A 10,669-nucleotide genomic window follows, 5' to 3' on the forward strand; every position below is an offset into this window, starting at 1 on the left:
ACAGGCCATGTCGACGGGCCAACCATTGATTGCTCGCTGTCCTGCTTTCATAGGGAATTTTGCAGACAATTCGTGAGAAGCACCGAGGAATTCGTATGGCCAAGGAGCCGAAACGCCATCATTTCATACCGCAGATGATCCTGCGGCATTTCGCCGATGCAGATGAGAGCCTGTGGTTCTGGCGCCGCGAAATGGAGGCCACCCCCCCCATCACGATCTCGACCAAGAATCTCTTTGTCCAGAAAGATCTTTACACATTCGTTCATGCGGACGGGACAAAGGATGTCGCCCTTGAGAAATTCTTCTCAAAGCTTGAGGGTGTCGGGGGGCCATTCATCACCCGCCTCGCCGCCATCGTGCGTGACGGCAAGACGCCGGACCTGGACGCAGGGGCATGGAGCTTCTGGGATCAGTTCTTCTACTACCAGCTCAAGCGGGCTCCTGGCGCGATCGCGGCGTATACCGAACAAATGGGATTTGCAGCGAAGGTCGACACCGCGGTTGCGCAGATTCGGGATATCTACGTCGAAGATGGAAGCGACCCCAATGAACCTGGGCTCGCCGAGCGGGTCCGAAAGAACGCCATCGTTCTCGCCCAGCGCGCGGCACCCTCGCCGGACGTTCTGGCAGCGTTCAAAGCGCTGGGGCTCGCCATCTACAGGATCACGGATCCGACCAAGAGCTTCATCATCGGCGACGTACCTGGCGCTATGGCGCGATTTCGCCATCCGGATAATTCCCTGTCGCGCCCGACGCTGTTTTTACCGATAACATGGGACATCGCGCTTGGACAGACGGTCAAGCCAAAGGGCGTTGAAGTGATCAGGGTTGACCGCGAGCAGATCAGACGGATGAACGTCGCTACGGCCGCGCGTTCCCAGGTGATCGCCGGAAAATCAGGCACGCTCCTGCGCTCACTCGCGACCGGGGTTGCTTACGCTGGAGTGAAGTTGGGGACTCAATAAGAACCGATTACGCAGCGACGCTTGTCTTCTACTGCAAGGATCTGGGCTGCAGCAGGCCGAAGTGGATGGTAGGTTTCAGTATCTTCTTCCGACAACCTCCCCGACCGAATCGGGGCGGTTGTCGTCAATAGATTCTCGGCAAGTTGCACACCAAGCTGCATAAGGGGAGTGTCTGGTTTCTCAAGTCAGAAGCTCCGAAGTCGACAGTCGCGAATGTCCCAAACCCGCGTCAATCCTGAGCAACTATCTGATCGCGCTTCGCAGGCCGAATATACCTTTGGCTGTCTGCGATCTTCTGACTCCCAGCGTTCGCCACGTCGTCTGGGTCATCGCGTCCGAGGCCTTGGTTTCTCGCCCACTGACCGAATGGAAGGGTGGGAACGTCTTGGGAACGGCCAACCAGGCCAGCGGGTCCATCCAGTTTCGATAGCGTTGGCATTGTTTAACTTCGCTCCGAGCTCGAGCGTCTGATGCTATGCTTCACGAACTCTCCCCACAATCCTGCAAGATGGTAGTGAGCCCGGTGATTGCGCCGTGTGCACAGGGTTGTCCTCATGCAGGGCGCTAGGGCCGATTTAAACCGGTTGACCACGAGGGGTTGAGAATGAGAACATAAAAGGAACAAGTTCGAGTCTCAAGAATCACTATGAACCGTAAGCGTCCGCCCTCGGGCGTGTTGCGGCATTTCGGCTCGGCGCTGATGGACTTCCGCTAAGGAGTCTCTTTCTGGACTCCAGAAGGAGGCCAAGTGAAGGATCGGGTGGAGATCATCGCGCGCACCGAACGGCGCAGGAAGTTTTCGGATGCCGAGAAGGCGGCGATCCTCGCCGAGGCGGATGCACACGGCGTATCGGTCCGCCAGGTTGCCGAGCGCCATGAGATTGCCGAGAGCTTGATCTATAATTGGCGATCGGCGCGCCGCCAGGCAGCGGCGATCGCCAGTGAGGCGCTCGAGTTCATTCCCTACGGGGCAATCATAACAACGGAGCCTGTGGCCGTGCCGGCGATGCCCGAGCCCCAGAAGGCGCCGCGACCTGTTTCGTCGCCGATGCCGTCAGCGCCGGAGGAACTGGTCCGCCCGCATCCCGGCGCCCGGCCCGGTGCGATAGACATAGACCTGCCCAGCGGCGTTCGTCTGTCGGTGGACAGCTACGTCAACGAGAAGGCGCTGGCCCGGGTGCTGCGTGCTTTCCGGGACGTATCGTGATTTCGCTGGCACCTGGAACGAAGGTCTATCTCGCGAGCAAGCCGGTCAGCATGCGGCTCGGTTTCGATGGGCTGGCGGCGTTGGTCCGCCCGCTATTCGCGGTCGAGCCCTACGGCGGGCATGTCTTCCTGTTTCGCAGCAAGAGCGGCAACTTACCGACATTCGACATACGTTTTGCGCCGCGATACGATCCGGTATCCGTGGCATCCATTTTCCGGGATTGAACTGCAGGTCGCTCCATTCCGGCGCGGCAAGCAGCTGAAACTTATCATCACAGATCTGTTGCCCGGCTACTCACGCGAGGTCCCGCTGTGGATGTTCGACGCCGACTATTGCAGCGGCATGGCCAAAGGCGCGCCCGAAATCAGCGTCGAGGGTCTCACCGAGTTGGCGCGATTGCTTGGTGTGTTGGGGAAGACTCGGAAACGTCGGGCAACATCCGCTCCTTCAGAATCGAAGGAGAAAGGTTGTGCGAGCATCCCGACGCCAAAACAGAACACAGCTCAAGCTGCAGTTCGATCCCCCAGTTCCGAAACCGTTGGACGGCATGCGCCCGAAGGGCGTGGTGGAGACACTGGCCGATCTGCTTCTGGAAGCAGTCGGCGCAACGGCAGTCGAGGGAGGCGTGGATGACCACCAAGGTAACGCCTGAGCATCTCTCCCGCGCGGCCGTTGTTTACGTCCGCCAGTCGACCATGGCGCAAGTGACCGGAAACCTGGAAAGCCAGCGCCGCCAATATGACCTTGCCGGTGCGGCGAACGCGACAGGCTTTGCAACCGTGACAGTCATTGATGAAGATCTTGGTCGTTCGGGTTCGGGCAGCATGGAACGACCTGGTTTTGAGAAGCTGGTCGGGCTGGTCTGCACAGGTAACGTCGGGGCCGTCTATTGCATCGAGGCATCTCGCCTTGCCCGCAACGGACGCGATTGGCACCATCTCATCGACCTGTGTGCTCTCGCTGGTACGCTGGTCATCGATCCCGATGGCACTTATGATCCTCGCCTGATCAATGATCGTCTTCTGCTCGGGCTGAAAGGAACGATGTCCGAATATGAGCTCAGTCTGATCCGGCAGCGCGGTTTGGCCGCGCGCGATGCCAAGGTTCGTAGGGGCGAATATCGCTTTGCCCTTCCGCCGGGCCTGCGCTGGAACGAAATCGACGCCATCGAGATCGACCCGGACGAACACGTCCAAGAGGCCGTCCGACTGGTGTTCGCCAAGTTCAGGGAACTCGGTAGCGCCCGGCAGGTGTTCCTTTGGCTTCGTGCGGCCAACCTCAAGATGCCGGTGATGCGCCGGAACGTGGAGATCTGCAAAATGGAGTGGAAGGCTCCAGCCTACCACACTGTAATGCAGATATTGCATAACCCCCTTTACGCTGGTGCTTATGCCTTCGGCCGCGTGGGGCAGCGCACCAAGGTCGTCGATGGGCGATCTCGGAAGACCGGCGGCTACAAGAAGCCACGAAACGAGTGGTCGACACTGATCCATGACCATCATCCGGGCTACATCAGTTGGCAGGAATACGAGGAAAACCAACGCCTGCTACTCGAGAACGCTCACATGAAGAAGAACTGTGATCGAAAGTCGGGCCGCGGCGGACGGGCGTTGTTGACCGGCTTGATGCGCTGCGGACGCTGTGGACGAATGATGCGCGTGTTCTACGGCATGGCAAAGGGACATGCGCATCGTTACCAATGCCGCGGTGACGACGGGCATGTTGGTGCTGGACTCTGTATCGGCATCGGCGGCGTACGTGTCGACAAGGCCGTTGCGTTGGCCTGCCTTGACGCAGTCTCCGACCGCGCCGTGGAGGCGGCAATCTTCGCATCGGATCAGTTGGCGCGATCCACCAACGACATCGTCGCCGCGATCGAGCGCGACCTTGAAGGTGAGCGCTACGAGGCGTCGCTTGCCGCGCGTCGATATGAGTTGGTTGATCCAGCGAAACGGCACGTTGCCCGGGAACTCGAAGCGCGATGGAATGCGGCCTTGGAGCGCGTTGCGGAGTTGGAAAAGCGCATCGAGGAGAAACGTGCTGGCTTGGCTGCACAGCCAAAGATCGATCGCGCTCTGCTGCTCCAACTTGCCCAAGACCTGCCAGCTGTCTGGAATGCCCCGTCGACCGACACGCGCACAAAACAGCGCTTGATCCACTCTCTCGTCAAGGAAATCGTCTTCGAACTCGACAATGACACTAACGAAGCCGTGCTGCTCATCCATTGGGTCGGCGGCCGCCACTCCGAGCTTCGAGTGGGGCGAGTCAAGTGCGGGCGTCGCCCGACAGATGCCACCCCGACAGCAGTTCAGGCACTTCGCAAGCTTGCCGGGCACTGGTCCGATCGAGATCTTGCCGTCTCCCTCAATCGCATGCTGTGCAGGACCAGTGACGGGGAAACCTGGACGACGGTGCGCGTGCGCGACATGCGCGAGCGGCTCGGGCTTCCCGAATATGATCCAGCGAAGAGCGATGGAAAGTACATCAGCTTGGGCAAAGCGGCCGAACAACTCGGTATCTGTAGGGGCTCAGCGCAGATGCTGGTCGGGAAAAAGATACTGCCGGCCACGCAAATCATGAAAGGGGCGCCGTACCTCGTTCCCATCGAAGCGCTCTCCTCGGAAGCCGTTAGGATAGGGGTGCAAACCGTCATCGACAGACGACCCAAACATTATGAGGATTATCAATACGATAAAGTTGTCCGCCTTCCCGGCATCTGATGGAGCAATGCATTATGAAACGCAGTGTGGCAATTACCTGAAGGCGCTGCACTGGGATGGCACCGGGCTTTGCCTGTTCGCCAAGCGTTTGGAACGGAGCCGTTTCGTCTGGCCGCCGCTCATCGAAGGCGGTGTCGTGCTGACCCCGGCGCAGTTTGCACTGCTGATCGAAGCGATGGATTGGCGGCGCACAGTGGCCCCCAATCCGCCCCGCCTGCCGGTGCAAATTTGATGCGATAATCGCCGCATTTCAGGGCTTTCTGCTTGGGCGGGAGGCCGGATTCTGCTACCGGGAAGCGTGTCTCCCGACGATCTCGAACTCCCTGCTGATCCCGCAGAACTGCGCGCTTTTGCGGAGGCGATGCGCGCACGTCTGGCGGCTTCGGAGCAGGCGCTGGAGGCGGAACGGGCGGCCCATGACGCGACCCGCGAGAAGCTCGAGACCGCCCAGAACTCGATCAAGCTGACGGCGCTGCAGATCGAGAAGTTCAAGGTCCAACTGGCCCGCCTCCGGCGCATGAAGTTCGGTCAGTCTTCGGAGCGCCTTGCCCTCCAAGCCGACCAGCTCGAGTTGACGCTGGAGGATCTCGAGGCCGAGCATGCCCATGCCGAGTGTGTGATCGAGGGGCATGTGCCCGAAGATTCCCCGGCCAGGGCTGCCCCTCGCAAGCCTCGCCGTGCTCCGCTACCCGATCATCTTCCTCGCGATGAGGTTATGCACGCAGCTCCGGATGCCGACGGCTGCTCCGCCTGTGGGGGCACGATGGGCAAGCTCGGCGAGGACGTGACCGAAGTGCTGGAATATGTCCCCGGCCGCTTCCGCGTCGTCCGTCACGTCCGGCCCAAGCTTTCCTGCAACCGCTGCGATATGATCAGTCAGGCACCGGCCCCGGCGCTGCCCGTGCCGCGCGGCCGTGCCGGTCCCGGCCTGTTGGCCCACGTCATCGTCTCCAAGTTCGCCGATCACCTGCCGCTGTATCGCCAATCGCAGATGTACGCGCGAGAGGGTGTCGAGATCAGCCGCTCGACGATGGCGGACTGGCTGGGCCAGGCAAGCTGGCTGCTGCAACCGCTGGTCGATCGGATCGCCGATCACGTCATGGCCAGCGTGAAGCTCCACGCCGACGACACACCCGTCCCGGTGCTGGCGCCGGGGACCGGGAAGACGGCAACCGGGCGACTATGGGTTTACCTTCGCGATAACCGACGATGGAGCCATCTGGACAAGCCGGCAGCGCTGTTCCGCTACAGCCCGGATCGCAAGGGCGAGCGACCGCGCGAGCATCTCAAGACCTTTGCAGGCTTCCTGCAAGCCGATGCTTATGCCGGTTTTGAGCGCCTCTACGCGAGTGACCGCCAGCCCGCGCCGATCACGCCCGTTGCCTGCTGGGCCCATGCCCGGCGCAAGCTGAACGATGTCTACAAGGCAGACCCGAACTCGGCTGCGCTCGATGGCCTGCAGATGATCGGCGAGCTTTACGACGTCGAGCGGCAGATCGTGCGCGAACCCGCAGATTTCCGCCGCAAGGCTCGCAAGCTCTCAAAGCTGAAGGCGCTGGATTTCTTCGCCTGGGCTGAAGAGGTGCTGTCAAAGGCATCGGCGCGTTCACCGCTAGCCGAGGCCCTGCGTTATGCCGTGAAGCTTAAGTCGCAACTGCTCACCTACACCGACGACGGCAGGCTGGAGATCGACAACAATCCGGCAGAGAATGCCCTGCGGGGAATCTGCCTTGGCAGGAAGAACTGGCTTTTCGCAGGTGCCGACTGTGGCGGGGAGCGCGCCGCCGCCATGTATTCATTACTTGAGACGGCAAAGCTTAGTGGAGTCAATCCGCAGGAGTGGCTGGCCGATGTCCTCGATCGCATCGGCAAGGGGCATCCGATCAATCGGATCGATGAACTGCTGCCGTGGAACTGGGCCTTGCGCGAATAACTGGGGATCGTCCACTTCTCGGTCAGGCGCTGGCATCCAAACTATCGGTTTTAACTTTTGAATGTTCCGCATGCCTCGCCTTGACCGCCACAAAAGCAGGGTTGGCTTCAAGCGATCTGTCCATGTCGAGCGTAATCAGCACACTATCGCTCAAAGGCCATTGAACGCGCCGTTGCCAGCAAGTCAGGAGTTCGTTTGGGGATACCAGTCGGAGGCGAAGGTAGGTGATCCTGCCAGATTCCGTCTGATCCACTGATGCTATTTGATCCCAAGGGATGAAATGTGGTCGGCGATGCGGAATTTCGATGCCATCATCCGAGATCCTCAGAAGCGGGCTTTTCCTGTGCATGAATAGCTTGGCGGTGAACCAAGCCAGCCACAACCACAGGCATGCCATGATCGCGGCCCCGATCGCGACAGCAACCTCTGCAAAGCTTGATACGCCTTGAAAGGTCACCGCAAAGTACACGATTCCTGCAAAAATCAGGGCAAAAGGCGCTGTTACCATCAGCCCCGCCGTGAGAAATGCGAACGGCCATAGCCAACGGCGAGGGAAAACAGCCAGAGTTGGCGTCGTTGTGGAGGTCATTCTGCAATGGGTAGATCGAAGAGAAACGGAAGCAATAGGCTTCAGTTTGGGGCCAGCTTCACAGCCTGGATTCCCGGCGCAGCGTTGCGCCGTAGGACGGTCTTCAGCGGACGCTTACTATGAACCCTGCTTCATCTCATGCGCAGATGGGCATTGATGCCCTTCGCGCCATTACGACGCCGCTCGCCGACTTTCGGATCATGCCCTTCGGCCCCGAAGCGCTGGACGCGCGTTTGGCCAGTGGCGGTATGCGGGCCGGCGCTTTGCACGAAGCGACGGCGCTGACCTGCTCGCTGGTCGACGACGCGGCCGCCACGCTGTTTCTTGCCGGCATCGCCGCGCGGGAAGCGCGCTTAGCGTCAGCGCCGGTCCTTTGGGTGAGTTGTCGGAACGATCTCTACGCCCCTGGCCTCGAGCAGGCAGGGCTTGGCTCGGCCGATGTCATCCACGCGCATCCGAGCGATGATGCTGCACTGCTTGGCGTCGTCGAGGATGCGGTGCGCGATGGAACGCCCGCCGCCGTCTTTGCCGAAGCCAGCAAGGTCTCGATGGTCGCCACCCGCCGGTTGCAGCTTGCCGCCGCCGAGGCTGACATCCCAGTGCTCCTGCTGCGGCGTCACCGCGGCAGGGATCGTGATCCGCTCGCCGATCCATCGGCTGCCTGGACCCGGTGGCGGGTCGCCAGTGCGCCCTCCGAGCGCCTCGGCGTTGCCGGTGTCGGACGCCCGCGCTGGCTCGTCGAACTCGCGCGCCAGCGCGGCGGCGAAGGCTTTTCCCTGATCGTGGAGGGATGCGATGCGACGGGTCGTCTCGCTGTTCCTGCCGTTCCTCGCCATCGAACGGCTGAGACGGCAGGATCGGTTCGCCGCGCCGCGGCCTGAGCCGCGCGTTCTCCAGCTTCCCGTCGACGACAATCCCGGTGCCTGTTCGGTCCCTCGCGGGGGCGGTTGGCGGCCGGGTGCCCGGTGGGCACGCGAGCGGCAGAATGGGGAAGGGCAGGGGACCGTCAGGGGCGAGGACCGCACACGCCCCGATGTCGAGCGCGAGATCGCAGCGTTGCCGCTGCACGCCAGGCCGCCAATGCGGGAGCTGGGACGACGCTCCGAGACTAGGGGGCATCCGTTCAAGCGGATGGCTTCGTCAGTAGCGCCGGAAGAGATGCGCGACGCGCCGAAAGTCATGGCTGCCCCGCTGGCGCTCATCGGCAAGCTCGGCCGCCGCGACGAGATCGTTGCGGCTTGTCCGGCGGCGAGAGCATTGGGCATCCATGTCGGCATGGCGGCAACGCACGCTCGTGCGCTCGTTTCCGATCTCGATTTCCGCGTGGCGGAGCCTGAGGCCGACGCGGCGCTGCTCGATCGCCTGGCCCTGTTCGGCATCCGCCGCTGGTCGCCGGTCGTCGCGGTCTCGCCGCCTGACGGGATCTGGCTGGACCTGACGGGTGCCGCGCACCTGCATGGCGGAGAGGCACGCTTTTGCCAGCGGCTCCATGCCTTCTGTCGCCGGGCCGGATTCACCGCCCGCCTCGCGATAGCCGAAACCCCGGGCGCCGCGCATGCGCTGGCTCGCTATGGGCGCGAGGATATTGTCATCATCCCGCATGGAGGCGTGCTCAAGGCGCTATCGCCGCTTCCGGTAGCCGCGCTGCGCCTCGAAGGCGGGGCGTTAGCCGCTGCGCGCAAGTTCGGGTTCGAAACTATCGCCGACCTGCTGCCCGTCGCGCGCGGGCCGTTGGCACGCAGGCTGGGTCTCGCCACCATCGGCCGGCTCGACCAGGCGCTTGGCGGCAAGGCCGAGCCAATCACGCCGCGCGAGGACGTGGTCATCCCGGCGGTCGAGCGTCGGCTGCTCGAGCCGATCGGCACGGCCGAAGCGATAGCTCAGGTGATGCACGACCTGTTGAAGGACTTGGCAGAAGTGCTCCAGCGCCGGGGGCTGGGCGCGCGGTCGCTGCGCCTCTGCGCCTTGCGGATCGATGGCGGCGAGCAGGTGGTGGCGATCGGCACTTCCCGCCCGACCCGCGAGGTGCCGCATTTGCTGCGCCTGCTGAAGCTCAGGATCGAGCGCATCGACCCTGGCATGGGCCTTGAGCAGTTCCGGCTGCTGGCGCCGCACACCGAGCCGCTCGATGCCGAGAACCTGGGGGCGATCCTCGCTGGGGAAAGTACGGTTCGTGATCCCGCGCGCCTGGTCGACGTTGTGGCTGGCAGGATCGGACCCGGTGCCGTGTTCCGCATCGCGCCAGTCGAGAGCTATGTGCCTGAGCGTGCAGTGAGGCTTATCAGTCCGATTGAGACGACTGGCTCCTGGCCAGCCTGGCAGCGCCCGGTGCGGCTGTTCACGCGGCCCGAACCCTTGCGCCGGGTCATGGCTTTGCTGCCCGATCAGCCTCCGCGCCGTTTCGAATGGCGCGGACGGTCCTACACGGTCGTGGCCGGCGACGGGCCCGAGCGCATCCATGGCGAGTGGTGGCGGCGCAATGCCGAAGTCTGGGCTGTGCGCGACTACTACCGGGTCGAGGACGAAACGGGTGGGCGCTACTGGGTGTTCCGCCGCGGCGACGGCGTTGCCGGCGAAACCGGCGATCTCTCGTGGTGGATGCACGGGGTGTTCGCATGACCGCCTATGTCGAACTCCAGGTGCTCACGCACTTCTCGTTCCTGCGCGGGGCGTCGAGCCCGGACGAGCTGTTCTCGGTCGCGGCGAAGCTCGGGTATTCCGCCATCGGCATTGCCGACCTTGGCAGTGTCGCCGGGGTGGTCCGCGCCTGGGAGGCGGAGAAGGCCACCGGGGTACGCCTCATCGCCGGAACCCGGGTCGATCTGTCCTGCGGTCGCCGGCTGCTCCTTTACCCGACTGACCGGAAGGCGTGGTCGCGGATCACGCGCCTCCTCACTATCGGTAAGCGCCGGGCGGGGAAAGGGGCTTGCCTGCTGCACTGGCCCGAACTCGAAGCCTGGTCCGAGGGCGTGATCGCCATTCTCCTGCCGCACGAGGCGGATGCCGAGAATGCTGCAGCGCTCGTCGATCTGCGGTCCGTCTATGGCAGGCGCGCGCATATGGCGCTGTTCCAGCGCCGCCGCCCGGGCGATGCCGTGCGGATCGACGCGCTGGCGCGCCAGGCGAGGGAGGCCGGGGTGCGCGCCGTCGTCACCGGCGACGTGCTCTACCATGCGCCCGATGCCCGGCTGCGGCAGGATGTGGTGACCGCGATCCGGCACAACTGCCGGGTCGATGACCTTGGCTATTGCCGCG

General features: G+C 62.9%; 11 protein-coding genes. 10 read left to right on the plus strand and 1 reads right to left on the minus strand.

Annotated elements, in window-relative coordinates:
• Positions 1–95: 95 nt before the first annotated feature.
• The 7 genes from A8V01_RS19440 to tnpC all read left to right on the plus strand — a co-directional run bounded on the left by A8V01_RS19440 (position 96) and on the right by tnpC (position 6,825).
• Complete coding sequence (locus tag A8V01_RS19440; protein WP_103097985.1) at positions 96–965, plus strand: DUF4238 domain-containing protein; 870 nt, start codon at positions 96–98, stop codon at positions 963–965.
• A gap of 748 nt (positions 966–1,713) precedes the next feature.
• Positions 1,714–2,172: an IS66-like element accessory protein TnpA gene (gene tnpA, locus A8V01_RS19445; protein ID WP_103097986.1), complete on the plus strand. Its 459-nt coding sequence runs from the start codon at positions 1,714–1,716 to the stop codon at positions 2,170–2,172.
• A complete protein-coding gene (gene tnpB, locus A8V01_RS19450; protein WP_103097987.1) occupies positions 2,169–2,396 on the plus strand; it encodes an IS66 family insertion sequence element accessory protein TnpB in 228 nt (75 codons plus the stop codon). The genes tnpA and tnpB (A8V01_RS19450) overlap by 4 nt, the downstream gene beginning before the upstream one ends.
• Positions 2,397–2,641: 245 nt before the next feature.
• Positions 2,642–2,824 carry a hypothetical protein gene (locus A8V01_RS19460; RefSeq protein WP_103097988.1) on the plus strand — a complete coding sequence of 61 codons (183 nt, stop codon included), beginning with the start codon at positions 2,642–2,644 and terminating at the stop codon, positions 2,822–2,824.
• Positions 2,802–4,892 carry a recombinase family protein gene (locus A8V01_RS19465; protein ID WP_103097989.1) on the plus strand — a complete coding sequence of 697 codons (2,091 nt, stop codon included), beginning with the start codon at positions 2,802–2,804 and terminating at the stop codon, positions 4,890–4,892. Before A8V01_RS19460 ends, A8V01_RS19465 begins: the two co-directional genes overlap by 23 nt.
• 7 nt (positions 4,893–4,899) lie before the next feature.
• Positions 4,900–5,124 (plus strand): IS66 family insertion sequence element accessory protein TnpB, encoded by a 225-nt coding sequence (gene tnpB, locus A8V01_RS19470; protein ID WP_211295083.1) that lies wholly within the window; start codon positions 4,900–4,902, stop codon positions 5,122–5,124.
• 129 nt (positions 5,125–5,253) lie between these two features.
• Entirely contained in the window at positions 5,254–6,825 is a 1,572-nt protein-coding gene (tnpC, locus tag A8V01_RS19475) for an IS66 family transposase (RefSeq protein ID WP_103097994.1), read from the plus strand.
• A gap of 22 nt (positions 6,826–6,847) precedes the next feature.
• Here tnpC and A8V01_RS19480 read toward each other — a convergent pair whose 3' ends face one another.
• The gene (locus A8V01_RS19480; RefSeq protein WP_103097991.1) at positions 6,848–7,333 is read right to left on the minus strand and encodes a PH domain-containing protein; all 486 of its coding nucleotides are present in this window, start codon (positions 7,331–7,333) and stop codon (positions 6,848–6,850) included.
• Positions 7,334–7,560: 227 nt separating this feature from the next.
• On the opposite strand from A8V01_RS19480, the gene A8V01_RS19485 reads away from it, so the two are divergent.
• The 3 genes from A8V01_RS19485 to A8V01_RS19495 form a co-directional block, all read left to right on the plus strand.
• Positions 7,561–8,295 carry an ImuA family protein gene (locus tag A8V01_RS19485; RefSeq protein ID WP_103097992.1) on the plus strand — a complete coding sequence of 245 codons (735 nt, stop codon included), beginning with the start codon at positions 7,561–7,563 and terminating at the stop codon, positions 8,293–8,295.
• The gene (locus A8V01_RS19490; RefSeq protein WP_342747402.1) at positions 8,210–10,033 is read left to right on the plus strand and encodes a Y-family DNA polymerase; all 1,824 of its coding nucleotides are present in this window, start codon (positions 8,210–8,212) and stop codon (positions 10,031–10,033) included. Before A8V01_RS19485 ends, A8V01_RS19490 begins: the two co-directional genes overlap by 86 nt.
• Positions 10,030–10,669: PHP domain-containing protein (locus tag A8V01_RS19495; protein WP_146037328.1), on the plus strand; the 640-nt coding region annotated here is incomplete at its 3' end. The genes A8V01_RS19490 and A8V01_RS19495, both read left to right, overlap by 4 nt.

The organism is Novosphingobium guangzhouense (assembly GCF_002896965.1).
Taxonomy (GTDB): Bacteria; Pseudomonadota; Alphaproteobacteria; order Sphingomonadales; family Sphingomonadaceae; genus Novosphingobium; species Novosphingobium guangzhouense.

Coding starts and splice junctions, on each gene's coding strand:
- A8V01_RS19490 (WP_342747402.1), top strand. CDS start 8,210: ATGCGACGGGTCGTCTCGCTGTTCCTGCCGTTCCTCGCCATCGAACGG.
- tnpB (WP_211295083.1), top strand. CDS start 4,900: ATGCATTATGAAACGCAGTGTGGCAATTACCTGAAGGCGCTGCACTGG.
- A8V01_RS19480 (WP_103097991.1), bottom strand. CDS start 7,333: ATGGTAACAGCGCCTTTTGCCCTGATTTTTGCAGGAATCGTGTACTTT.
- A8V01_RS19440 (WP_103097985.1), top strand. CDS start 96: ATGGCCAAGGAGCCGAAACGCCATCATTTCATACCGCAGATGATCCTG.
- tnpC (WP_103097994.1), top strand. CDS start 5,254: ATGCGCGCACGTCTGGCGGCTTCGGAGCAGGCGCTGGAGGCGGAACGG.
- A8V01_RS19465 (WP_103097989.1), top strand. CDS start 2,802: ATGACCACCAAGGTAACGCCTGAGCATCTCTCCCGCGCGGCCGTTGTT.
- A8V01_RS19485 (WP_103097992.1), top strand. CDS start 7,561: ATGGGCATTGATGCCCTTCGCGCCATTACGACGCCGCTCGCCGACTTT.